The sequence below is a fragment of the Pseudomonas sp. Pso3 genome (assembly GCF_055393275.1).
In genome coordinates this window covers 4,323,077-4,347,500 of record NZ_AP043687.1, presented here as the reverse complement: position 1 = coordinate 4,347,500, position 24,424 = coordinate 4,323,077, and the positions used below count along the sequence as shown (strand labels likewise).

The following is a 24,424-nucleotide window of genomic DNA, read 5'->3' as shown; positions in this document are numbered from 1 at the left end:
TAGACAGCTAGGAGGTTGGCTTAGAAGCAGCCACCCTTTAAAGAAAGCGTAATAGCTCACTAGTCGAGTCGGCCTGCGCGGAAGATGTAACGGGGCTCAAACCAGGCACCGAAGCTACGGGTATCACCTCTGGTGATGCGGTAGAGGAGCGTTCTGTAAGCCTGTGAAGGTGAGTTGAGAAGCTTGCTGGAGGTATCAGAAGTGCGAATGCTGACATGAGTAACGACAATGCGAGTGAAAAACTCGCACGCCGAAAGACCAAGGGTTCCTGCGCAACGTTAATCGACGCAGGGTGAGTCGGTCCCTAAGGCGAGGCTGAAAGGCGTAGTCGATGGGAAACGGGTTAATATTCCCGTACTTCTAGTTACTGCGATGGGGGGACGGAGAAGGCTAGGCCAGCTTGGCGTTGGTTGTCCAAGTTTAAGGTGGTAGGCTGATCGTTTAGGTAAATCCGGACGGTCTAGGCCGAGAGCTGATGACGATCCTTCTTTTAGAAGGAGAAGTGGTTGATGCCATGCTTCCAGGAAAAGCCTCTAAGCTTCAGGTAACTAGGAACCGTACCCCAAACCGACACAGGTGGTCGGGTAGAGAATACCAAGGCGCTTGAGAGAACTCGGGTGAAGGAACTAGGCAAAATGGCACCGTAACTTCGGGAGAAGGTGCGCCGGTGAGGGTGAAGGGTTTACCCCGTAAGCTCATGCCGGTCGAAGATACCAGGCCGCTGCGACTGTTTATTAAAAACACAGCACTCTGCAAACACGAAAGTGGACGTATAGGGTGTGACGCCTGCCCGGTGCCGGAAGGTTAATTGATGGGGTTAGCGCAAGCGAAGCTCTTGATCGAAGCCCCGGTAAACGGCGGCCGTAACTATAACGGTCCTAAGGTAGCGAAATTCCTTGTCGGGTAAGTTCCGACCTGCACGAATGGCGTAACGATGGCGGCGCTGTCTCCACCCGAGACTCAGTGAAATTGAAATCGCTGTGAAGATGCAGTGTATCCGCGGCTAGACGGAAAGACCCCGTGAACCTTTACTGTAGCTTTGCACTGGACTTTGAGCTTGCTTGTGTAGGATAGGTGGGAGGCTTTGAAGCGTGGACGCCAGTCTGCGTGGAGCCATCCTTGAAATACCACCCTGGCAACCTTGAGGTTCTAACTCTGGTCCGTTATCCGGATCGAGGACAGTGTATGGTGGGCAGTTTGACTGGGGCGGTCTCCTCCTAAAGAGTAACGGAGGAGTACGAAGGTGCGCTCAGACCGGTCGGAAATCGGTCGCAGAGTATAAAGGCAAAAGCGCGCTTGACTGCGAGACAGACACGTCGAGCAGGTACGAAAGTAGGTCTTAGTGATCCGGTGGTTCTGTATGGAAGGGCCATCGCTCAACGGATAAAAGGTACTCCGGGGATAACAGGCTGATACCGCCCAAGAGTTCATATCGACGGCGGTGTTTGGCACCTCGATGTCGGCTCATCACATCCTGGGGCTGAAGCCGGTCCCAAGGGTATGGCTGTTCGCCATTTAAAGTGGTACGCGAGCTGGGTTTAGAACGTCGTGAGACAGTTCGGTCCCTATCTGCCGTGGACGTTTGAGATTTGAGAGGGGCTGCTCCTAGTACGAGAGGACCGGAGTGGACGAACCTCTGGTGTTCCGGTTGTCACGCCAGTGGCATTGCCGGGTAGCTATGTTCGGAAGAGATAACCGCTGAAAGCATCTAAGCGGGAAACTTGCCTCAAGATGAGATCTCACTGGAGCCTTGAGCTTCCTGAAGGGCCGTCGAAGACTACGACGTTGATAGGTCGGGTGTGTAAGCGCTGTGAGGCGTTGAGCTAACCGATACTAATTGCCCGTGAGGCTTGACCATATAACACCCAAACAATCTGACCGCGTGTCAGAGCGTGAGGAAGACGACGCCGAAAACGGGCGCGTGGGTTCGCAAGACCCCAAGACGACACGTCTACTTCGATCACAGACCCAATTGGGCCAGCCAGGCAGCTCCATCACCTGGCCAGCCAACCGAATTGCTTGACGAACATAGAGCATTGGAACCACCTGATCCCTTCCCGAACTCAGAAGTGAAACGATGCATCGCCGATGGTAGTGTGGGGCTTCCCCATGTGAGAGTAGGTCATCGTCAAGCGCCTAACACCCAGCACCCCCGCTCAGTTCACACTGGCGGGGGTGTTGTCTTTGGGGCGGGAAAAGTTTGGTCGGGCCTCAGGGCGCCTAGGCGCTGGGAGCAGATGATCGGCCAGCGGACACCTGACGCTACGTAGCTGAGGTTGCCCTCACCCTAGCCCTCTCCCGGGGGGAGAGGGGACCAGGAGCGGAGTGGTAAAGAGTTTGGAGTAGGGCCTGCTAGACGGGCGCTGCTGGCATTCTGCAAAGAGCACAAGAGCCACAACAGCCCGGCTGCGCCCGGCTATTGTGGCCATGGCGGTCCGCCGATGCGGCCGCTCCTACAAGGAGGCATGCTGTAGGAGCGGCCGCATGCTGTAGGAGCGGCCCATGGCCGCGATCAGCTGGATGTTGGGCGTCGCTGCGCTCAACCCAACCTATCGCAGCGTTACAAGAGCAAGAAAAAGCCCGGCAGATGCCGGGCTTTTTGCGTTCTGGCAGGGGCTCACGCAGGTTCGGGCAGGGCCAGGTCGCGTTTGGCGATGTATTTCCAGTCGGCTTCGTCGATGTAGATGCCGCCGGGGCCGCTGCCGCCTTCGAGGTCGATGGCGACCTGGGCGCTGACCTGGGGTTTGACGCTTGCCAGGATGGGCACGAAGCCCAGTTGCTGGCTGGTCTCGATCAGCGCCTGCTGGTTGCGTTCGTCGATGTCGGCGGCTTCGTCTAGGTAGTAGGGCAGGCGGATCTTGGCGGCCTGCTCCCGGTCCATCAGGTGCAGCAACAGGTACATGTTGGTGAGCGCCTTGATGGTCATGGTGGTGCCGTTGGAGGCGGCGCCGTCGATGTCGGTGTGCAGGATCGGCTGGCCGCCCTGCTTGGTGATCTCGAAGGCCAGCTCGAAGAGGTCCTTGAGGCCGAGTTGGTTGCCGTTGGCGGCCACCAGGCGTGCCAGGTATTCCTTGGCGTCCTCGTTCTTCTGGTCCTGGCTGCTGTCCTGGGTGAGATCGAAGACCGACAGGGTTTCGCCTTCCTCATACTGACCGGCGCTGTGGATGATCTGGTCGATGTGCTTGAGCGCCTCCTTGTTCGGCGCCAGGACGATGCGGAAGCTCTCCAGATTGGAGACCTGCTTGCGATTGATCTCGCGATTGAACAGCTGCAGCTGGTGTTCGAGGTTGTCGTAGTCGCTACGGATGTTTCTCAGGGTCCGGGCGATGTCGGTGACGGCGGCGCGGCGGGCCTTGGCCAGGGTCAGGGCTTCGTCCTGGCGATGGGCGTAGGCGTTGACCAGCAGCTGCAGGCGGCGCTCGGGATCTTCCTCGTTGTCGAACTTGGCGACGCCCTTGAGGCGGACCTGGGCATAGAGCGCCTCGATCTGGGTGTCGGCGCGCTGCAGGGCCTGCCAGGTGTCCTGGTAGTCGTTGAGCAGCGGCAGCAGGTTTTCCAGAGAATCGTCGACCGCCTCCATGAAGGGCGTGCCCTGGGGCAGGTCGGTGGGCAGCAGCTGGCGGCGGCGCAGGGCGTCGGCCAGGGTGCGGTCCTTGGCTTCCAGGTCGGCCAGCTGGCGACCGATCAGCTGCAGCTTGGCGGAGAGTTGCTGGACGCGCTCGGTGAAGGCGTCGCCGGCGCGTCTCAGTTCGTCCTGGGCGGCTTCCAGCTGGGCCAGCTGTTCGAGCTTCTCGTTTTCCTCGGCACCGAGGGTCTGGCAGCGACGGAAGTCTTCCAGGGCCTTCTGGGCATCCAGGACCTGTTGGTAGAGGGCTTCGGCCTGGGCCTTGCTGGCCTGGCGGTCGAGACTGACACCCTGCTGCGCCTTGAGCTGCTTGAGTTCGCGCTCCAGGCGGTCCTTCTGGTCACGCAGGGCGGCGCGATCGGCGAGGGCCTGCAGGGTGGGTGGCTCAATGCCCGACAGGTCGAGGGACAGGCCCGGCAATTCGAGGCGATCGCCCTGGAAGCGCGCCAGGATGCTTTCGAAGGTCTTTACCCAGTTGCCGTCTTCGCTCAGTTCGACGCCCTTGGGGCCGAGTGGCAGGCTGAACAGCTGGCCATTGAACAGCCGCATCAGGCGGTCGACGTCGGCCTGGCTAAATTCCTCGCGCAGGCGGGCGTAGCTGTTGTTGTCGGCGTGGTCAAGTTGCTGGCGAATAGCCTTGAGGCGCTGCTCCAGTTCGCGGACGCGCTGGTCGAGGTCTTCGCTGCTGAACTGGCGGGCCTGGGACAGGGCGCCGGCCAGTTCGTCGTGGGCGTCCTTGGCGGCCAGCAACTGGGCTTCCAGGGGCGCGGTGGAGTCCACCAGGGCAAAGCGGTGCTTGAGCTGGGCCAGCTCGGCGAGCCAGCGCTGCAGGCCGCTGATCTCGCGCTCGCGGCGCATCAGTTCGCTAGTGCCGTCGCGCTGGCTCTGCTGCAGACCGTCCTGTTCCTGGCGGTAGTGTTCGGTCTGGGCCAGGAGTTCGTCACGGCGGTCCAGGGCGTAGTGCTGCCAGGTGCCGAGCAGACTGTCGAGCAGCGGCGAGAGGCGATGCAGCTTGCCCCTCAGGCGGTCGCGTTGCTCGACGCCATTGGCCAGGGCTTCGACCAGCGGGCCGGCGGCGACCAGCGACTGGTAGTCCTGCTCCATGCGACGCACGTCGCGGAAGGCTTCCTCGCAGGCGGCGATGTAGTCGACGCTGCCGGATCTCAGGCTGTGCTCGAAGGCATCGAGAAACAGCTGCTTGAGCTTGGCCGCGGTGATCTCGCGCATGTGCAGCAGGTTGATGAACAGGGCGCGGAAGGTCTTGAGGCTCTGTTCGCTGGTGGATCGCAGCGGGATCAGGGTCAGGTCCAGCGGGACGCTGGTATGGCCGCCAACCAGCAGGCGACGCAATTCCTCGGGTTTGACTTCATAGGCCTTGAGGCCGGCGCGCTCCAGACTGGCGAAGAGTTCGCGCTGGCGCAGGCAGGCGCCGTCGCGCTGGTAGTGGGCCAGGTCCAGTTCGCCGGCATAGGCGAAGAACTGGTGGCCGAAGCCGCCCCCCGGGCCGCGACCGGCCACGCCGATGACGTGGGGGCCGTGGGCCAGGCGCAGTTCGATGAGGATGTAGCTGGTGTCGGTGGCGAAGTAGAACTTGCGCGACTGCTCGTTGCTGTACTTGCCAAAGCTCATGTCGGAGAGCCGCGCCAGGATGGGGAATTGCAGGGCGTTGATCGAGGCGCTCTTGCCCAGGTTGTTGGCGCCGTAGACCGACAGCGGCTGTTCCAGCGGGAAGAGGCCGAGGCTGTAGCCGGCGGTGTTGAGCAGGGCGAAGCGGCTGATGCCGTAGCGGATCATAGGTCGAACTCCCGTTCTGCGGCGATGGCGCGGGCCAGGGCGGCCTCTTCGTCATCCTCGTCGGCGTCTTCCTGCTCGCTGCCGTCTTCGTCGCTGGCGAGGGTCGGTGCCGGCAGCGGCAGGTCGCTGGCATGCAGGCCTGCGGCCAGGTCGCGATCCTGCTGCACGGTCAGGCAGACATCGAGGAAGCGGTGCATGGGCGGCAGGAAGCGGTAGGTACCGTTGCTGTCCAGGGCGAAGCCGAGCTGGGTCAGGCGGCGCAGGATCTTTTCCTCCAGCTCCTCTTGGGTGGTGACCTCGGCCTGCAGGAAGAGGTCGCGGTACTTGTCCAGCAGCGCCGGCAATTCGTGCCGGCCCAGGGTGCCGCCGTCGAGCACGGCCAGGGGGTCGCGGCCCTGGTCGGCCAGGTGCTCGACCAGGATGAAGGTGAACAGCGCCAGGCGCTGGGCGGTCTTGTTGACCTGGGCGCCCATCTGCTCGGGCACGAAGTAGTAGAAGCCGCGCGGATCGCAGACCAGTTCGAAGCCGAGGGCGCGGAACAGGGCGCGGTACTGGTCCTGCTGCTGGCTGAGCTGGGCGTAGCTCTCGGGCTCGCTGCGGGACAGGTGATAGCCCTTGAACAGCTCGCGAAAGATGGGCGCGAGCTGGGTCATTTCGTTGAGATCAAGTTGCATGGGCGTCGCTCGCGAGAGATCGGGCTGTCAGGGCGTAGGAGCACAGGCTGACGCGGTGTTCGAGGGTGTCGTAGTGGCGGCGGTCCAGGCGCTGGCGCTGGAAGCGCGCATCGCGGGACAGGCGCGAGAACCAGTAGAGCAACTCGTCGGTGTCGCCGGCCGGCTCCTGTTCCAGCAGCCAGGCCATGAGATCCGGCAGCGGCAGGGCGTCCTGGCAGAGATCGAGCATCTCGCGGGCGGTACGGGGCGCGGCCGGGCGTTCGCTGTCCCGCGGGCGACTGCTCTGGCTGGGAAAGCGCGCCGGTTTGGGCTCGAAGCGCGCCAGGGCGTAGACATAGCTTTCCACCTGGGCGGTGGTGCCGAGAAAGACGCTCTGCGGCCGGCTGAACAGGGGCAGGGCGGCCTGGGGCACGGCGTCGAGGCCCTTGCGGCGGATGGTGGCCAGGGCCAGGGCGGCGCCGCGGGTCACGGCATTGTGCCGACGCGCTTCCTCGCGCAGCGGCAGCAGCAATTCGCGGGCACGTCTGAGCGCCAGCTGGGCAGCGTTGTGCATCTCCAGGATGCGCGCCTGGGTGCGCAGCAGCAGGTCGTCGTCGACCAGCTGGCCGAGGCGCTGCTGTTCGCCCAGCAGGTGCAGCAGTACCTGTTCGACGCGATGCACGCCGCGCTCGAAGGCGCCGTCGGCAGCGACCAACTGGATCATCGGCTCGACGTATTCGTCCCAGGTGGCCAGCACCTCGGCATAGCGCTGCCGTAGGGGGATCTGGCGATCACTGGTCTTGGCGCGCTCGGCGACGCCTTCCAGGGCGTGGCCATCGTTGGCCAGCTTCTTGAGGACGTCGCGCACGCGCATGTCCAGCAGGCGCAGCTGGCGAACGAGGTCGGGGCCGTCGCGGTTGTCGAAGGCTTCGCGGATGTGGCCGGCGAGGCGCTCCAGGTGGCGCAGGTAGGCCTCGATCTCCAGGCACAGGCCCAGCCGGTGTTCGCGCCTGAGATAGCCGAGGAAATCGTGGATCTGGCCATTGAGTTCGAAGCGATTGGGGCTCTTGGCCACCGGCACCAGGATGTCCAGACGGATCCAGGTGTCGAGCAGGGCGGTGAGGTCGGCCGGCGTGCGCTCGGGCAGCTGTTCGGCCAGGCGGGCACGCAACTCGGCCAGGCCCAGGGTGCCGCTGTCGAAGTGGGCGCACAGCGGGTCGATGAGGTGCCAGTGTTCGGCGAGGGTACGCAGGACGCGTTTGGGGTCGATCATGGCGGGGACCGCACCAGACAAAAGCGCCATTGTACTCCAGACGCCAGAGCCTTCGATGTGACCGCGGTGGGACCGATGGGCAGGGCGGCCTTTCGATCCGCGGCGATCCGCGCGACAATGCCGCCCCGCATAATCCTGCCGCGTGTCCGAAGGATCCGCCCATGTCCGACCCCGCCCCCTCCATCAGCCCCTCGCTTGCCGCCGAGGCGCGTCGTCGCGCCTATCTGCAGGCGTTGCAGCTGGATGTCTGGGTGCCGCGCACGGTGTTGCCCTTCGCCGCGCCTTCGCGGCCGGAAGCCCTGTGGGTCGAGGAGCCGGAAGAGGCGCCCGTCGCCGCCCGGGTGGTCCGCCCGGAGCCGGTGGCCAAGGCCGTGCCGGTCGCTGCGGCAGTCGAGGCACCGGCGGCGCATCGGCCGCGTATCGAGATCCCGCGACCCGCGGCGCTGAAGCCCGTTGCTACTCCGATGGCCGAGCCGGAACCGGAGCGGGCGCCGCTGCCACCGCGGGAGCCGGCGCCGCGCTTTGCCCTGCAGCTGCTCCAGGCCGGGCGTTGCCTGCTGCTGCTGGAGTTGCCCACCGGCGACACCCTGGGTTCGCGCGATCCCGCCTATCTGCTGCTGCGGGATCTGCTGCGCGCTGCCGGCCTGCCGGATACGCCGCGGATCGTCAGTGAAGAACCCATTCGCTGGCCGCTGCTCAACAGCGGCCAACTCGACCAGGGCCCGGCGGCGGCGGCCGAATTCGTGCAGAGCTTCGTCTCGGGGCACCAGGAGCGCCTGGGCGAAGGCCTGGGCCTCTGGCTGATCGGCGGCGCCGCGCGGCGCTGCAGTGGCATCGAGGATGCGCAGCTCACGGGGGTGGAGCAGGACACCGCCCTGGGACCGGCCTGGCTGGTGCCGGGACTGGATATCTTGATGGAAGAGCCGGCCGCCAAGGCCGCGCTCTGGCAAGCCATGCGCCCGTTGCGGCGCCGCTGGATGGAACAGCAATGAACGATGCGGTGAGCTTTCGGCGGATGACCGAAGCCGATCTGAACACGGTATTGAAGATCGAATATCAGGCCTTCAGCCATCCCTGGACCCGCGGCATCTTCAGCGATGCGCTGAAATCCTACGACTGCTGGGTTATGACGGCCGGCGAGCAGCAGGTGGGGCACGGGGTGATCAACGTCATCCTCGATGAGGCCCATCTGCTCAACATCACCATCAAGCCGGAAAGCCAGGGGCGTGGTCTCGGTCTGCGGCTGCTGGAACACCTGCTGCAGGAAGCACGCAAGGCCAAGGCCAACGAGTGCTTTCTGGAGGTGCGCGCCAGCAACCAGGCGGCCTACCGGTTGTATGAACGCTATGGCTTCAACGAGATCGGCCGCCGGCGGGACTATTATCCCGCGGTCGGCGGCCGGGAAGATGCGCTGGTGATGGCCTGTACGCTGCTCGACTAGGCCTTCAGCGGCCTCAGTGATCGGCGCGCTTTTCGTCCAGGTCCAGACCGGTGTCCCCGGCGAGGTCTTCTTCGTTCGCATCCAGATCGGCGTAGCGGGCGTCTCTCTGGGTCTCGGCTTCGTTGGGTTCGTCGGCTTCGCCGTCCCAGGCCTGGCCGTCCAGGGGATGACTGCGACCGAGTTCGGCTTCATCCTGGCCGGAGCCGCCGCCGATGTCGCTGTCCTCGACCACGCTCAGCTCCTTGTCGTTGGGCCAGGCATCGCCGTAGTCGGTTGGCGAGCGGGCACCCGTCTCGTCCAGCAAGGTCTCCGGACTGGCGTCGTCCATGGTCGGTTGATGATCCAGGGTCTCGCCACCGGTCATGCCGGCCTGGCGCACGCGCTCTTCGGGAAACTGGCCTTCGTAGTCGCGTTCATCCATCTCGTCGCCGGCACGGCCCTGACGCTCGTCCTTGCGATCGCTGAAGTCGAGTTCGCGCATGTCGCCCATGCGGTCCTGGATGTCGTCGATCTCTTCGGGGGTCTTGGTGATATCGGGCTTGTTCATGGTTGTCTCCAAAGGCAGGGCTGCTAGAGCATCTCCCTAAATCCGACTACGAGCCGGCAAGGGGAATTCCTCGGCACTGCCGGAAGGTGTGAACGAACCATACGGTGACCCGGCAGTCGTACCTTCCATGATCGACCTCGACAGCCTCACCTCATCGGGCCAGCCGCTGGCCTTCTTCTTCGATCTGGATGGCACCCTGGCAGAACTGCAGCCACGTCCGGAACAGGTTTTCATTCCCGCCGAAACTCTCGCTGCGCTCGAGCAGCTGGCGCGCCACCATGGCGTCGCCGTGGTCTCCGGGCGACCGCTGGCGGAGATCGACGGATTCACCAGGCCGCTGCAACTGCCGGCGGCTGGCGTACATGGTGCCGAATGGCGCGATCCCCAAGGCGAGATCCATCGGGTGACCCTGGACGCCGCGGTGCTGGCGCAGGTCGGCGCCCGCCTGGAAGCGGCCCTGGCCGACCATCCGGACCTGCTGCTGGAGCGCAAGAGCGTGGCCTTCGCCCTGCACTATCGCCAGGCGCCGGACAAGGAAGCCCTGGTGCGCGAACTGGCCGAAGGCATCGCCGCCGACCATCCCGAATTCAAGTTGCAACCGGGCAAGTGCGTTTTCGAACTCAAGCCCGCTGCGGCGAGCAAGGGCGAGGCCATCGCTCGTTTTCTCGAACTGGAACCCTTTGCCGGCTGCCTGCCGGTGTTTCTCGGCGACGATCGTACCGATGAAGAGGGGTTCACTGTCGTCAATGCGCGAGGCGGTCTGACCGTCAAGGTAGGAGAGGGGGAGACGGTCGCCAAGACCCGCCTGCCTTCGGTGGAAGCGGTAGCCCTCTGGCTGCAGCAGCTGAGCCGTGACCTCGCGCCACATTATAAGCAAGGAGATTAGGATGAGCCGTTTAGTGGTGGTATCGAATCGGGTGGCCCCGATCGAAGAAGGCAAGGCGACCGCGGGTGGTCTGGCAGTGGGCGTACTGGACGCCCTGCGCAAGTCGGGCGGCATCTGGTTCGGCTGGAACGGCGAGACGGTCAAGGAAAACGGGCCGGCCAAGACCCAGACCAAGGACAACATCGACTATGTGACCTTTGGCCTGACCAAGCGCGACTACGACCACTACTACCGCGGTTTCTCCAACGCCACCCTCTGGCCGATCTTCCACTACCGGATCGATCTGGCGCGCTACAACCGTGAAGAGTACGACGGCTATCGGCGCGTCAACATGGCCATGGCCGAACGCCTGAAGCCCCTGCTCAAGCCCGATGACATCATCTGGGTGCACGACTATCACCTGATTCCCTTCGCCGAAGCCTGCCGCATGCTGGGCATCCGCAACCGCATCGGCTTTTTCCTGCACATTCCCTTTCCGGCGCCGGAGATCCTCACCGCGATCCCGCCGCACAACGAATTGCTCAAGACCCTGTGCTTCTATGACCTGATCGGCTTCCAGACCGACACCGACCAGCTGGCCTTCCAGGACTACATCACCCGCGAGGTACGCGGCGTGCTGGAGAAGGACGGCAGCCTGACCGCCTACGGGCATAACTTCCGGGTGGGCGTCTATCCCATCGGCGTGATGCCGGACGTCATCCAGAAGCAGGCCGAGTCCTATCGCACGCGGCGCCAGTTCATCTCGCGCAGCATCGAGGGCGTGCCCTACAAGACCATTGTCAGCGTCGACCGACTCGACTACTCGAAGGGGCTGGTGGAGCGCTTCCAGGCGTTCGAGAAGCTGCTGGTGCATTTCCCCGAGCATCACCGGGCGGTGCAGTTCGTGCAGATCGCGCCCTCGTCGCGGGCGGACGTGGTCTCCTATCAGAACATCCGCCGTCAGCTGGAGAGCCATGCCGGCCATATCAACGGGCATTTCTCCGAGCTGGACTGGACGCCGATCCGCTACCTGAACAAGAGCTATGACCGGCGCACGGTGATGGGGCTGTTCCGCTCCTCCGACGTGGGTCTGGTGACGCCGCTGCGCGATGGCATGAACCTGGTGGCCAAGGAGTACGTGGCGGCCCAGGACCCGGAAAATCCGGGCGTGCTGGTGCTGTCGCGCTTCGCCGGAGCGGCGCGCGAACTCAACTCCGCGCTGATCGTGAATCCCTATGACCATGTCGGCATGGCCGAGGCGCTGGACCGGGCGCTGCGCATGCCGCTGGAAGAGCGCAAGTCGCGCTATGAGGACATGATGCGGGTGATCCGCCAGGCCGACCTGGCCTCCTGGCGCGACAACTTCCTGCGCGACCTGCGGGCCTTCAGCTCCAAGGCGCTGGTGCAGTCCATCGACACCCAGGACGCAGCGGCTGTGGAAGAGGTGGAGAGCAAGCAGAAGGTCGCGCTGTAAGCTGCTTGCGCGGTGATCGAGCCCGGCCTAGGCCGGGCTTTTTCATGGGCGGGGCTGAGGTTGGCGTGAAGGGGGCCCTCACCCTAGCCCTCTCCCGGGGGGAGAGGGGACGAAGAGCGGTGCCAGATGTGGCTTGGGGGAATTATCCGTGGAGGCAGGGCGTTCCCTCACCCTGACCCTCTCCCAAGGGGAGAGGGGACTAGAAGCGGTGCCACGGTGGACTTTTTCGTGGGCAATAAAAAAGGGCCAGCTTACGCTGACCCTTGAAAATAGGTGGTGGCTACGCAGGGACTTGAACCCCGGACCCCAGCATTATGAATGCTATGCTCTAACCAGCTGAGCTACGTAGCCATCCGAGGCGCGCATTATTGGCAAGGCGCCGGTGGCTGTCAAGCCTTCTGCTCAAGAAATTTCTGTTTGTCGATCAAGCGTTTGCGCGGCGCTGTCGGGGCCTGGCCGGCTGCTGCGTGCGGCCGCTCCCGGCTAGTCGTCCTCGTCCAGCGGCAGCTGGATCTCGTCCATCTTCAGCTCCAGGCGATAGCCCAGGGCCAGGAACAGCGCCTGGCACAGGCAGAGGGTGGCGCTCAGGGAGCGGAAGGCGAAGGCGCTGCCCTCGTTGACCAGCAGCAGCGAATCGGCGCGCTTGGCCAGGGGCGAGAGGTTGCTGTCGGTGATCATCAGCGTCTTGGCCTTGTGGTGCTGGGCGATGCGCACGCACTGCTGACTTTCCTTGCCATAGGGGCTGAAGCTGATGGCGATCAGCAGGTCGCCCTGGGCGATGCTGCGCATCTGCTCGCGATAGCCGCCGCCCAGGCCGGTGATGAGGTGGATGCGCTTGTTGGTGTGCTGCAGGTTGTAGACCAGGTAGTCGGCCACGGCGAAGGAGCGGCGCACCCCCACCACATAGATGTTCTCGGCGTTCACCAGCAGGTCGACGGCCTTGTCGAAGGCGGCGTCGTCCAGTTCCTCGGCCAGTCGATCCAGACCCGAGCGGGTGGCGTTGATGCATTCGCGGGCCAGATCGCCGCTGCTGGCGCGCTGGCTCTTGTTCGCGATCATGCTGCGGATGCGCTGCTGGTAGTTCTGTACCGGCGTGGTCTTGTGGGTGTAGGCCTCGCGAAACAGCGCCTGCATCTCGCTGAAGCCCTTGAAGCCGAAGCGCTGGGAGAAGCGCACGATGGCCGAGGGGTGCACCTCGCACTGCCCGGCGATGTCGCTGATGCGATCCACCATGACCCTGTCGCTCTGCTGGCTGACATAGGCGGCCACCCGTTTCAGCTGGCGCGGCAGGGCCTCGTAGTCACGGGCGATGCAGGCCAGCAACTGCTCGACGTTGCCGGGCGGATCGGCCAGCGGCACGCTGCTGAGGGGGTCGTCGGCCGGGGAGTCGGAGGACATGGGCTATCTCACGGTAGGGATTCTTGTGCCGGCAACTTAACCCATTCGCCGGGCGGCGTCGAAGTGGGGCGGCAGGAGCAGTGTACGCCAGTTATGGAAATTAAATTCCATAAAATCCCATGTGGAAAATTTGTTGATTTGTCCGCGGCGTCGTTCTAGCCTGAGCTCACTCACACGTTCGGCCCCTCGGGTCCGCGCGGTTGGCCGATAACAATAAGCAGGAGCCACCCATGGGTGATCATTTCTTCGCCAGCGGGCGCCAGTTGGATGTCATCTGCCTGGGGCGACTGGGCGTCGACCTCTATGCGCAGCAGATCGGGGCGCCGCTGGAAGACGTCAGCAGCTTCGCCAAGTACCTGGGGGGATCCTCCGCCAACATCGCCTTCGGCACCGCGCGCCTGGGGTTGAAGTCGGCGATGCTGACCCGGGTCGGCGACGACCATATGGGCCGCTTCCTGACCCGGACGCTGGCGCAGGAAGGCTGCGACATCCGCGGCATCCAGGTGGATCGCGAGCGCCTCACCGCCCTGGTGCTGTTGGGCATCAAGGACCGCGAGACCTTTCCCCTGGTGTTCTATCGCGAGAATTGCGCCGACATGGCGCTGGGCGCGGACGACATCGACGAGGCCTTCATCGCCAGCGCCAAGGCGCTGTTGATCACCGGTACCCACTTCTCCACCGAGGGGGTGTTCCAGGCCAGCAGCCGGGCCCTGGACTATGCCGAGCGCAATGGCGTGAAGCGGGTGCTGGACATCGATTACCGCCCGGTGCTCTGGGGGCTGACCGGCAAGGCCGATGGCGAGACCCGTTTCATCGCCAGTGCCGAGGTCAGCGCCCATGTGCAGCGCATCCTGCCGCGCTTCGACCTGGTGGTGGGCACCGAGGAGGAATTCCAGATCGCCGGGGGCAGCGAAGACCTGCTCACCGCCCTGCGCCGGGTGCGCGAGGTGACCGCGGCGACTCTGGTGGTCAAGCTCGGCGCCCAGGGCTGCACGGTGCTCCACGGTGCCATTCCGGCGCGTCTCGAGGAAGGCGAGATCCATCGCGGCATCCGCGTCGAGGTACTCAATGTGCTGGGCGCGGGCGATGCCTTCATGTCCGGCTTCCTGCGCGGCTGGCTGACCGGTGGCGACGATGCCGAATGCTGCCGGCTGGCCAATGCCTGCGGCGGGCTGGTGGTGTCGCGCCATGGCTGCGCCCCGGCCATGCCGACCCTGGCCGAACTGGACTACCTCCACCACAGCCCGGTGCCCATCACCCGGCCCGACCTCGATCCCGTGCTCACCCGCCTGCACCGGGTCAGCGTCCGTCGCCGCGCCTGGCAACAGCTGTTCATCTTCGCCTTCGATCACCGCTACCAGCTGGTGGAAAGCGCCCAGCAGGTCGGCGCCGATCCGGCGCGGATTCCGGCGCTCAAGCAACTGTTCGTCCAGGCCATCGCCGAGGTCGAGCAGGCGCTGGCGGATCAAGGCGTGGCGGCGGACGTCGGGCTGCTGGCCGACGAGCGCTTCGGCCAGGACGCCCTGAATGCCGCCAGCGGCCGTGGCTGGTGGATCGCCCGGCCGGTGGAGCTGCAGAATTCGCGACCCCTGGCCTTCGAGCATGGTCGCTCGGTGGGCAGCACCCTGCTGAGCTGGCCGAACGAGCAGATCATCAAGTGCCTGGTGCAATTCCACCCCGATGACGAGCCGCTGCTGCGCCTGGAGCAGGAGGCCCAGCTGAAGGGGCTGTACCAGGCGGCCCAGGCCAGCGGTCATGAGCTCCTGCTGGAGGTCATCCCGCCGAAGAACCATGCGTCCAGCCGGCCGGACGTTCTCTATCGCGCCATCAAGCGGCTGTACAACCTGGGCATCTATCCCGAGTGGTGGAAGATCGAGGCGCAGCCGGCCGCCGTCTGGAGGCAACTCGACCAGTTGATCGCCGAGCGCGATCCCCATTGCCAGGGCGTGGTGCTGCTGGGCCTCAACGCCCCGGCCGAGGAGCTGGCCGAAGGCTTTCGGCAGGCCAGTGCCAGCCAGCGCTGCCAGGGTTTCGCCGTGGGCCGGACCATCTTCGCCCAGCCGAGTCGGGCCTGGCTGGCCGGCGAGATCGACGACCGCGCGCTGATCGCGCAGATCCGCAGCAACTTCGAATTCCTGATCCAGGCCTGGCGCGACGCCCGCGCCTGATCGCCTCCTGACGAGCAAGGCTGACATGACCGCACAACAACAACTCAAGATCGGCATCAACCCCATCTCCTGGGCCAACGACGACCTGCCGGCCCTGGGCGGCGACACCCCGCTGGAAACCATCCTGTGCGAGGGCAAGGAAATCGGCTTCCAGGGCTTCGAGCTGGGCGGCAAGTTTCCCAGCGAGCCGAAGGCGCTGGGCGAGGTGCTCGGCGAGCATGACCTGGAGCTGGTATCCGGCTGGTATTCCAGCGGTCTGGCACACCGTGACGTCGAGGCCGAGATCGAGGCGATCCGTCCCCATTGCCGGCTGCTGGCCGAGAACGGCGCCAGGGTGCTCGTCTATGGCGAGGTGGCCGGCTCCATCCAGGGCCAGCGGATTCCCCTGATCGAGCGGCCGCGCTTCCACAGCGACGCCGCGTGGCAGGCCTATGCCGAGAAGCTCGATCGGCTGGCCGCCTTCACCCTGAGCCAGGGCTTGCGCCTGGCCTATCACCACCACATGGGCGCCTATGTGGAAGCGCCCGAGGACATCGCCCGGCTGATGGCGTTGACCTCCCCGGACGTCGGCCTGCTGTTCGATGCCGGTCACTGCTACATGGGCGGTGGCGATCCCCTGAGCGTGCTGCAGCAACATATCGACCGGGTCTGCCATGTGCACTTCAAGGACGTGCGCAAGGCCGTGGTGCAGCTGGCGCGCAACAACCAGTGGAGCTTTCCGGATTGCATCCTCAACGGCACCTTCACCGTGCCGGGGGATGGCGACATCGACTTCTCGGCGCTGCTCAAGGTGCTAGTGGCCGCCGGCTACCAGGGCTGGCTGGTGGTGGAAGCCGAGCAGGACCCGGCCGTGGCGCCGGCCTACGAATACGCCAAGAAGGGCTACGACCATCTGCGCCAGCTGGTGGCGCAGGCCACTGCCTGAGGAGACCTGTGATGAATCTGCTCGTCAAAGCCGACCGGAGCGCCCGCGACATCGTCAGTGTCCCGGCCGGTGCCCTGGATTATGTCGGCTTCGCCGCCCATCGCCTGCAAGCGGGCGAGTCCCTGCCGGTGCTGGCGGGTGACCTGGAGGTCTGCATCGTGCTGCTCAGCGGCGGCGCCAGTATCGAAGGCGGGCATCCGCAACTGGGCGACTTCGCCTGGCGCGGGCTGGCCGGGCGCCAGAGCGTCTTCGAGGACGTCTCGCCCTATGCTGCCTACCTGCCGCCCGGTAGCGAGGCGCGGGTGACCGCCGACAGCATCGCCGAAATCGCCGTCTGCACCTCGCCGGGCAATCCGGTGGTGGCAGACCGGCTGCCGCCGCGGCTGATCGAGCCGGCGAGCATGCAGCGATCCACCCGCGGCAAGGGCGCCAATACCCGTTATGTCTGCGACATCCTGCCGGACACGGCGGCGGCCCATTCGCTGCTGGTGGTGGAGGTGCGCACCCCGTCCGGGCATTCCTCCAGCTATCCGCCCCATCGCCATGACCGCGACAACCTGCCGGCGGAGAGTCTGCTGGAGGAGTCCTACTACCACCGCATCGATCCGGGACAGGGCTTCGTCTTCCAGCGCGTCTACACCGACGAGCGCGATCTGGACCAGGCCATGGCGGTGGAGGACCACGACGTGGTGCTGGTGCCGCGCGGCTATCACCCGGTCAGCGTGCCCTATGGCTACGAGTCCTATTACCTCAACGTGATGGCCGGCCCCAAGCGGGTCTGGAAATTCCACAACGATCCGCAGCACGAGTGGCTGCTGACGCGCTAATCCCTTTCGCACGCGCCGCAGCGGCGACCCCCAGGCCACCAGGAGCCAGAACATGAGCGACACCCCCGTCATCGGGCACTACATCAACGGCGCGGTCTCGACCCAGGCCGAGCGTTTCAGCGACGTCTTCAACCCGGCCGAGGGCGTGGTCAAGGCGCGGGTCGCCCAGGCCACGGTGCAGACCGTGGACCAGGCCGTCGCCGCCGCCAAGGCGGCCTTTCCCGAGTGGTCCGAGCAATCGGCGCTGCGGCGGGCGCGCATCCTGTTCCGCTTCAAGGAGCTGCTCGACCAGCACCACAGGGAACTGGCGGCACTGATCACCCGCGAGCACGGCAAGGTGCTGTCCGACGCCATGGGCGAGGTGACCCGCGGCATCGAGGTGGTGGAATTCGCCTGCGCCGCGCCGCACCTGGCCAAGACCAGCTACAGCGACAACATCGGCGGCGGCATCGACAACTGGAACCTGCGCCAGCCGCTGGGCGTGTGCGCCGGCATTACCCCCTTCAATTTCCCGGTGATGGTGCCGCTGTGGATGATTCCCATGGCGCTGGCCACCGGCAACACCTTCATCCTCAAGCCTTCCGAACGCGATCCTTCCGCCAGCCTGTTGCTCGCCGAGCTGCTCAAGCAGGCGGGGCTGCCGGATGGCGTGTTCAACGTGGTCCAGGGTGACAAGGTGGCGGTGGACGCCCTCCTGCAGCACCCGGACGTGGAGGCCATCTCCTTCGTCGGCTCCACGCCCATCGCCGAATACATCCACCAGGAAGGTACCCGTCGTGGCAAGCGCGTCCAGGCCCTCGGCGGCGCCAAGAACCACATGATCGTGATGCCAGACGCCGACCTGGACCAGGCCGCCGACGCCCTGATCGGTGCCGGTTTCGGTTCGGCCGGCGAGCGCTGCATGGCCATCTCCATCGCCGTGGCGGTGGGCGAGGTGGGCGATGCCCTGATCGAAAAACTGCTGCCGCGCATCGACGCCCTGCGGGTACGCAACGGCGTGGAAGCCGATGCCGACATGGGCCCGCTGGTGACCGGTCAGCACAAGGCCAAGGTCGAGGGCTACATCACCAAGGGGGTGGAGGAGGGCGCCAGGCTGCTGGTCGATGGCCGTAACTTCAAGGTGCCCGGCGCCGAGAATGGCTTCTTCGTTGGCGCCACCCTGTTCGACGGCGTGACCCCGGAGATGACCATCTACAAGGAAGAGATCTTCGGCCCGGTGCTGGGCATCGTGCGGGTTCCGGATTTCGCCAGTGCGGTGGCGCTGATCAACGCCCACGAATTCGGCAACGGCGTCTCCTGCTTCACCAGAGACGGCGGCATCGCCCGCGCCTTCGCCCGCACCATCAAGGTGGGCATGGTCGGCATCAACGTGCCCATCCCGGTGCCCATGGCCTGGCATTCCTTCGGTGGCTGGAAGAGGTCGCTGTTCGGCGATCACCACGCCTATGGCGAAGAAGGCCTGCGCTTCTACACCCGCTACAAGAGCGTGATGCAGCGCTGGCCCGACAGCATCGCCAAGGGCGCCGAATTCAGCATGCCCACCGCCAAGTGACCGGGGAGAAGCCATGAGCACCCAACGTCTGACCATGGCCCAGGCCCTGGTGAAATTTCTCGACAACCAGTACCTCAGTGTCGATGGCGTCGAGACCAAGTTCGTCGCCGGCGTCTTCACCATCTTCGGCCACGGCAACGTGCTCGGTCTGGGCCAGGCGCTGGAGCAGGAGGCCGGTGACCTGGTGGTGCACCAAGGCCGCAACGAGCAGGGCATGGCCCATGCCGCCACCGGTTTCGCCAAGCAGAAGCTGCGCCGGCAGATCTATGCCTGCACCTCCTCGGTGGGCCCGGGCGCGGCCAACATGCTGACCGCCGCGGCCACCGCCACCGCCAACCGCATTCCGCTGCTGCTGTTGCCCGGCGACGTCTATGCCAGTCGCCAGCCCGATCCGGTGCTGCAGCAGATCGAGCAATTCCACGACCTGTCGATCAGCACCAACGATGCCTTTCGCGCGGTGAGCAAATACTGGGATCGCATCAACCGCCCCGAGCAGCTGATGAGCGCGGCGATCAACGCCATGCGCGTGCTGACCGATCCGGCCGAGACCGGCGCCGTGACCCTGGCGCTGCCCCAGGATGTCCAGGGCGAGGCCTACGACTATCCCGACTACTTCTTCGCCAAGCGGGTGCACCGCCTGGATCGCCGGCCGCCGGTGGCCGCCGCCATCGAAGACGCGGTGCAGCTGCTCAAGCGCAAGCGCAAGCCGCTGCTGATCTGCGGCGGCGGGGTGAAGTATTCCGCCGCCGCCGAGGCCCTGCAGCGCTTCGCCGAGCGCTTCGAGATTCCCTTCGCCGAGACCCAGGCCGGCAAGAGCGCGGTCGTCTCCAGCCACGAACTCAATGTCGGCGGCATCGGCGAGACCGGCTGCCTGGCCGCCAACCTGCTGGCCAAGGAGGCCGACCTCATCATCGGCGTGGGCACCCGCTACACCGATTTCACCACCTCCTCGAAATGGCTCTACCAGCATCCCGAGGTGGAATTTCTCAACCTCAACGTGGCCGCCTTCGACGCCGGCAAGCTCGACGGCCTGGCCGTGGTGGCCGATGCCCGCGAAGCGCTCCTGGCGCTGACCGAGGCGCTGGGCGCCACCGACTATCGTGCCGGCTGGGGCGCCCAGGTGGGCGAGGCGCGTGAGCGCTATCGCCAGGAGGTGGAGCGGGTCTATGCAGTGGGCTACACCGGCGCCGACTTCGTCCCGGAGATCGACGACGACCTGCCACGGGCGGTGCTGGAAGAATTCGTTCGCCTGACCGGCTCCTCCCTGACCCAGAGCCAGGTGCTCGGCCGGCTCAACGAGCGGCTGGACGACGACGCCATCATCGTCGCCGCCGCCGGCAGCCTGCCGGGTGACCTGCAGCGCGCCTGGCAGAGCAAGGGCGTCAACACCTATCACCTGGAATACGGCTATTCCTGCATGGGCTACGAGATCAACGCCGCCCTGGGGGTGAAGCTGGCCGAGCCCGAGCGCGAGGTCTATGCGCTGGTGGGTGATGGTTCCTACCAGATGCTGCACTCGGAGCTGGCCACCTCCATCCAGGAGCGGCGCAAGATCAACGTGGTGCTGCTCGACAACATGACCTTCGGTTGCATCAACAACCTGCAGGTCGGCCATGGCATGGGCAGCTTCGGCACCGAATTCCGCTACCGCAATCCGGAGACCGGCCGGCTCGACGGCGACTTCGTGCCGGTGGACTTCGCCATGAGCGCCGCCGCCTACGGCTGCAAGACCTACAGCGTGCGCACCCTGGAGGAGCTGGAAGCGGCCCTGGCCGATGCCCGGCGGCAGACGGTTTCCACCCTGATCGACATCAAGGTGCTGCCCAAGACCATGCTGCACGGCTACCTGTCCTGGTGGCGAGTAGGCGGCGCCGAGGTCGCCACCAGCGAAAAGATCGCCGCCGTCGCCCGTGTGCTCAGGGAAAAAGCCGCCCAGGCCCGCCAGTACTGAGCGCCGCTCACTCCACAACAAGTCCAAATCGGAGAATGAAGTCATGACCTTGAACATCGGTGTCATCGGGACCGGCGCCATCGGCCGCGAACACATCCGCCGCCTGAGCCACACCCTGCTGGGCAGTCGCGTGGTGGCGGTGACCGACATCAACGCCGAACAGGCCGCCCGGGTGGTCCAGGAGCTGGGCATCGCCGCCGAGGTCTACCCGGACGGCCATGCGCTGATCGCCGCGGCGGACGTCCAGGCGGTGCTGGTAGCTTCCTGGGGCCCGACCCACGAGGAATACGTGCTGGCCGCCATCGCCGCCGGCAAGCCGGTGTTCTGCGAAAAGCCCCTGGCGACCACCGCCGAGGGCTGCCGGCGCATCGTCGAGGCCGAGCAGGCCCACGGCAAGCGGCTGGTGCAGGTGGGTTTCATGCGGCCCTACGACGCCGGTTATCGCCAGCTCAAGGCAGTGGTCGACGCCGATCGCATCGGCGCGCCGCTGATGATCCACGCCGCTCACCGCAATCCCACGGTGAGCGAGCACTACAGCACCGACATGGCCATCACCGACACCCTGATCCACGAGATCAATGTGCTGGCCTGGCTGCTGGACGATCACTACGTCTCCGCCCAGGTGGTCTTTCCGCGCAAGGCGCCGGCGGCGCGCGAGCACCTGCGCGATCCCCAGGTGGTGCTGCTGGAAACGGCCAAGGGCGTGCGCATCGACGTCGAGGTGTTCGTCAATTGCCAGTACGGCTACGACATCCAGTGCGAGATCGTCGGCGAGCGCGGCATCGCCCGCCTGCCGGAGCCGACCTCGGTGCAGTTGCGCAGCGAGGCGCGGCTGTCCAACGAGATCCTGATGGACTGGAAGGACAGATTCATCGCCGCCTACGACGTGGAGCTGCAGGCCTTCATCGACGACCTCGCCGCTGGCCAGCTGACTGGGCCATCGTCCTGGGACGGCTATATCGCCGCGGTCACCGCCGACGCCTGCATCAAGGCGCAGGACAGCGGCGCCATCGAGCCGGTGACCCTGCCCAGCCGGCCGGCCTTCTACGATTAGGTCACCCGCAGGGATGAGCTGCCTGCAGGGGAGGCTCCGCACGTGAGAATCGGACTGGTCGGCTACGACGGCCCCGGGCGCCTGCTGCAGGCGCCGCTGATCGCCAGTACCCCGGGTGCCCAGCTGGTGGGGCTGGTGACCGGCTCGCCGGCGCCAGGCGCCGAGCTGAGCAGGGCGTATCCCGGCGTCACCTGCCATGCCGACATGGCCGGTCTGATCGCTGCCGGGGTGGACAGCCTGGTGATCGCCACGCCCCTCGGCGAACGGGAGGCGCAGGTGCGGGAGGCGTTGCTGCGGGGCCTGCCGGTGGTCTGCGCGTCGCCGCTGGCGAGGACCCTGGCAGAAGCCGAGGAGCTGCTGGCGCTGGCCGAACGGCGTGGCGTCCCGCTCTGCATCCATCAACCGCGCCGCTGGGATTCGGATCTGCTTACCCTGGCCCGCCTGCTGCGCGAGAAGCGCCTGGGACGGGTACGCCTCTTCGAGTCGCGCCTGCAACTGACGGACCTGACCGCGGCGGGCCTGGGCACCGAGGCGGGCCTGCTCCTCGAACTGGGCAGCCATCTGGTGGACCAGGCGCTGCTGCTGTTCGGGCCGGTCGAACGGGTCTATGCCGAGGCGCAGTTCCCCCGTGGCGATCCCGCGCGGGAGCGGGAATTCTTTCTGTCCCTGCGTCATCGCTCGGGGGTGGTCTCGCACCTTTCGGGCAGCGGCCTGCAGCGCTGTCCGCAGCGGTTGCGGGTGGTCGGCGAGCGAGGCGTCTATAGCGTCGATGGCCTGGACGGCCAGGCCGCGGCCCTGCGCCAGGGGCGTACCCCGCGCAGCGAAAAGGGCAGCTGGGGCGCCGAGGAACATCAGCGCTGGGGCTGGTTGAGCGTGGGCGAGGAGCGCTCGCGGGTGCCGAGCGAACGGGGCCGCTGGGACCTGTTCTACGAAGGCTGGCTGGCCGCCCTGACCCAGGGCGCGCCCTTGCCGGTCACGCCGCGGGAAACCCTGGCCTGCCTGGCGATCCTGGAGGCGGCGCGGCAGAGTGCCCGAACGGGCGAAAGCCTGGCGGTAGAGGGCCGCGCAGAGACGGCGGAGCGGTCGCTGACAGGTGCCCAGGGACGCGCACGGCGGTCGTCCGCGAATGTCGAATGAAATTTCTATTTTGCTCTTGTTGTGGAATTAAATTTCCAATAGAGTCGAGAGCAGTTGCACACACGAGTCACCAGGGCCGTGCGCCCCGACAACAATAATAGGTGCCGTCACATGAACCACTCCACGCATTCCTTCCGTCTCGTCCTCGCCACCGTGCACCGCCTCAAGGTGCAGCGTCCCTCCCGGCTGCTCGCCTTGCTGGGCCGGCTGTTCTGCCACGAGCGCAGCGGCGCCGTGCTCTGCGCCTCGCCCGGCGCCGCGGTGTTCTACCGCCCCCACTGATCCCCACGCTGTCCGGCGTCCGCCCAGGCTCCGCCCGGTTCAAGACCGCGTGGCGCCCGAGGTGCGCCTGGCCGTTGCGTCTGCCTGATCCCCTTGCTGATCGTCACCCCACGAATGGAGCCTGAACCATGCAGAAAAAAACTCGCTTTGCCACCCTGGCGCTGTCGCTGCTGCTGGGCAGCAGCGCGGCCCTGGCGGACCTCAAGGTCGGGGTGACCATGTCGTCGTTCGACGACAACTACCTCACCTATGTGCGCGAATACATGACCAAGAAGGCCAAGACCGACGGCGTGCAGCTGCAATTCGAGGACGCCCGCAACGACGTGGTCAAGCAGCTCAGCCAGGTGCAGAGCTTCATCAGCCAGAAGGTCGATGCGGTCATCGTCAATCCGGTGGACACCGCCGCCACCCGGACCCTGACCGAGGCCGCCACCAAGGCCGGCGTGCCCATCGTCTACATCAACCGCCGCCCCGACGATCCCAAGTTGCCGGCGGGCGTGGTGGCGGTGACCTCCGACGACAAGGAAGCCGGCCGCCTGCAGGCTCAGTACGTGGCGGACAAGCTCGGCGGCAAGGGCCAGGTGGCCATCCTGCTGGGCGACCTGGCCAACAACTCCACCCACAACCGCACCGCCGGGGTGAAGGAAGTCCTGGCCAAGTACCCGGACATCAAGATCGTCGAGGAGCAGACCGCGGCCTGGCAGCGCGACAAGTCCATGGACCTGACCAGCAACTGGCTGCTGGCCGGCAAGGAGCTCAACGCCATCTTCGCCAACAACGACGAGATGGCCATCGGCGCGGCCATGGCCCTGCGTCAGGCCGGCAAGAAGGACGTGCTGGTCACCGGGGTCGACGGTACGCCGGATGGCTTGGCCGCCATCAAGCGGGGCCTGGTGACGGTCTCGGTGTTCCAGGACGCCAAGGGCCAGGCCGAAGGGGCCCTCGATGCGGCGCTCAAGATGATCAACAAGACCCCGGGCGAGCAGAATGTGTTGATTCCCTTCCGCCTGATCACCCCAGAAAACGTCGCCGAATTCCAGGCCATGACCAAATGACCTGAGGCGCCGCGGCTGCCCTGGAATGAGGGCACGGCGCCGCGACAGCACGGTTTTCCACACCAAACGGGCAGTCCGGCAGCGGACTGCCCGTTTCGTCTATTCGGGGCCTTTCCACCCGGCGCCAGTTGGGCAGGAAACCGGTGATCGTTATCACCTAAAAATTCCAAAAATATATTGACTGGAATTTATTTTCCAATAGAGTCGAGAGCAAGCCAAGACGTACAGCGGCACGCTTGCCTCGGCGAGCGCGCCCTTCAACAAGAATAAAAGGTGCCGTCATGCCATCCCGCTTCCTGTCCCTGCATGGGTCTCCGATCTCCTGTCCGCCGGGCACCTGTCAGCACCTGACGAATGCCGTCACGGCCAGCCCTGCGCCCCGCACCCCTCACTGACCAGCGGC

18 protein-coding genes, 1 tRNA gene and 2 rRNA genes (1 of these 21 only partly in view) are annotated in these 24,424 nt (G+C 65.5%); 15 read left to right on the top strand and 6 right to left on the bottom strand.

The window, feature by feature from the left end:
• Together ACZ5R1_RS20400 and rrf are read left to right on the top strand one after the other, a co-directional pair.
• Positions 1-1,858 (top strand): 23S ribosomal RNA (locus ACZ5R1_RS20400); it begins 1,035 nt to the left of the window's first position.
• A 160-nt stretch (positions 1,859-2,018) separates the two neighbouring features.
• Positions 2,019-2,134: ribosomal RNA gene (gene rrf / locus ACZ5R1_RS20395) — 5S ribosomal RNA — on the top strand.
• Positions 2,135-2,617: 483 nt separating this feature from the next.
• Here rrf and mksF read toward each other — a convergent pair.
• From mksF to mksB, 3 genes are read right to left on the bottom strand one after another with little or no spacing between them, the layout of a single operon-like run.
• Positions 2,618-5,419, bottom strand: coding sequence for an Mks condensin complex protein MksF (gene mksF, locus ACZ5R1_RS20390; RefSeq protein ID WP_115946636.1), 2,802 nt, complete (start codon positions 5,417-5,419; stop codon positions 2,618-2,620).
• Positions 5,416-6,093: an Mks condensin complex protein MksE gene (gene mksE / locus ACZ5R1_RS20385; RefSeq protein ID WP_044342924.1), complete on the bottom strand. Its 678-nt coding sequence runs from the start codon at positions 6,091-6,093 to the stop codon at positions 5,416-5,418. The genes mksF and mksE overlap by 4 nt, the downstream gene beginning before the upstream one ends.
• On the bottom strand, positions 6,083-7,345 hold the full coding sequence (mksB, locus tag ACZ5R1_RS20380) for an Mks condensin complex protein MksB (RefSeq protein ID WP_074584024.1): 1,263 nt from the start codon (positions 7,343-7,345) through the stop codon (positions 6,083-6,085). Before mksB ends, mksE begins: the two co-directional genes overlap by 11 nt.
• Positions 7,346-7,506: 161 nt before the next feature.
• On the opposite strand from mksB, the gene ACZ5R1_RS20375 reads away from it, so the two are divergent.
• The gene (locus ACZ5R1_RS20375) at positions 7,507-8,337 is read left to right on the top strand and encodes an energy transducer TonB (protein ID WP_115946637.1); all 831 of its coding nucleotides are present in this window, start codon (positions 7,507-7,509) and stop codon (positions 8,335-8,337) included.
• Positions 8,334-8,786 carry a ribosomal protein S18-alanine N-acetyltransferase gene (gene rimI, locus ACZ5R1_RS20370; protein ID WP_007161501.1) on the top strand — a complete coding sequence of 151 codons (453 nt, stop codon included), beginning with the start codon at positions 8,334-8,336 and terminating at the stop codon, positions 8,784-8,786. Before ACZ5R1_RS20375 ends, rimI begins: the two co-directional genes overlap by 4 nt.
• Positions 8,787-8,799: 13 nt before the next feature.
• On the opposite strand, the gene ACZ5R1_RS20365 is transcribed toward rimI, so the two are convergent.
• A complete protein-coding gene (locus tag ACZ5R1_RS20365; protein ID WP_115946638.1) occupies positions 8,800-9,333 on the bottom strand; it encodes a hypothetical protein in 534 nt (177 codons plus the stop codon).
• 127 nt (positions 9,334-9,460) lie between these two features.
• On the opposite strand from ACZ5R1_RS20365, the gene otsB reads away from it, so the two are divergent.
• Positions 9,461-10,219 carry a trehalose-phosphatase gene (gene otsB / locus ACZ5R1_RS20360; protein ID WP_027599132.1) on the top strand — a complete coding sequence of 253 codons (759 nt, stop codon included), beginning with the start codon at positions 9,461-9,463 and terminating at the stop codon, positions 10,217-10,219.
• Position 10,220: 1 nt separating this feature from the next.
• Positions 10,221-11,672, top strand: a complete 1,452-nt coding sequence (gene otsA, locus ACZ5R1_RS20355) for an alpha,alpha-trehalose-phosphate synthase (UDP-forming) (protein WP_115946639.1) — start codon at positions 10,221-10,223, stop codon at positions 11,670-11,672.
• Between the two features lie 274 nt (positions 11,673-11,946).
• Here otsA and ACZ5R1_RS20350 read toward each other — a convergent pair.
• Both ACZ5R1_RS20350 and ACZ5R1_RS20345 read right to left on the bottom strand, forming a co-directional pair.
• Positions 11,947-12,023, bottom strand: a tRNA-Met gene (locus tag ACZ5R1_RS20350).
• Between the two features lie 132 nt (positions 12,024-12,155).
• Positions 12,156-13,070: a MurR/RpiR family transcriptional regulator gene (locus ACZ5R1_RS20345; RefSeq protein WP_115946640.1), complete on the bottom strand. Its 915-nt coding sequence runs from the start codon at positions 13,068-13,070 to the stop codon at positions 12,156-12,158.
• 230 nt (positions 13,071-13,300) lie between these two features.
• Between ACZ5R1_RS20345 and ACZ5R1_RS20340 the strand changes: the two genes are divergently transcribed.
• From ACZ5R1_RS20340 to ACZ5R1_RS20300, 9 genes are all read left to right on the top strand, one after another.
• Positions 13,301-15,238 carry a bifunctional 5-dehydro-2-deoxygluconokinase/5-dehydro-2-deoxyphosphogluconate aldolase gene (locus ACZ5R1_RS20340; protein WP_115946641.1) on the top strand — a complete coding sequence of 646 codons (1,938 nt, stop codon included), beginning with the start codon at positions 13,301-13,303 and terminating at the stop codon, positions 15,236-15,238.
• Positions 15,239-15,263: 25 nt separating this feature from the next.
• Positions 15,264-16,163 carry a myo-inosose-2 dehydratase gene (gene iolE, locus ACZ5R1_RS20335; protein WP_115946642.1) on the top strand — a complete coding sequence of 300 codons (900 nt, stop codon included), beginning with the start codon at positions 15,264-15,266 and terminating at the stop codon, positions 16,161-16,163.
• 11 nt (positions 16,164-16,174) lie between these two features.
• Positions 16,175-16,990, top strand: a complete 816-nt coding sequence (gene iolB / locus ACZ5R1_RS20330; protein ID WP_027599137.1) for a 5-deoxy-glucuronate isomerase — start codon at positions 16,175-16,177, stop codon at positions 16,988-16,990.
• Positions 16,991-17,042: 52 nt separating this feature from the next.
• A complete protein-coding gene (locus ACZ5R1_RS20325) occupies positions 17,043-18,542 on the top strand; it encodes a CoA-acylating methylmalonate-semialdehyde dehydrogenase (protein ID WP_288505260.1) in 1,500 nt (499 codons plus the stop codon).
• Between the two features lie 13 nt (positions 18,543-18,555).
• Positions 18,556-20,493 carry a 3D-(3,5/4)-trihydroxycyclohexane-1,2-dione acylhydrolase (decyclizing) gene (gene iolD / locus ACZ5R1_RS20320; protein ID WP_115946644.1) on the top strand — a complete coding sequence of 646 codons (1,938 nt, stop codon included), beginning with the start codon at positions 18,556-18,558 and terminating at the stop codon, positions 20,491-20,493.
• A 43-nt stretch (positions 20,494-20,536) separates the two neighbouring features.
• A complete protein-coding gene (gene iolG / locus ACZ5R1_RS20315) occupies positions 20,537-21,547 on the top strand; it encodes a bifunctional inositol 2-dehydrogenase/D-chiro-inositol 1-dehydrogenase (RefSeq protein ID WP_042136522.1) in 1,011 nt (336 codons plus the stop codon).
• Between the two features lie 42 nt (positions 21,548-21,589).
• Entirely contained in the window at positions 21,590-22,684 is a 1,095-nt protein-coding gene (locus ACZ5R1_RS20310) for a Gfo/Idh/MocA family protein (RefSeq protein WP_042136524.1), read from the top strand.
• A gap of 111 nt (positions 22,685-22,795) precedes the next feature.
• The gene (locus tag ACZ5R1_RS20305; RefSeq protein ID WP_156045028.1) at positions 22,796-22,966 is read left to right on the top strand and encodes a hypothetical protein; all 171 of its coding nucleotides are present in this window, start codon (positions 22,796-22,798) and stop codon (positions 22,964-22,966) included.
• 128 nt (positions 22,967-23,094) lie between these two features.
• Positions 23,095-24,021, top strand: coding sequence for a sugar ABC transporter substrate-binding protein (locus tag ACZ5R1_RS20300; protein WP_027599141.1), 927 nt, complete (start codon positions 23,095-23,097; stop codon positions 24,019-24,021).
• The last annotated feature ends 403 nt before the right edge of the window (positions 24,022-24,424 follow it).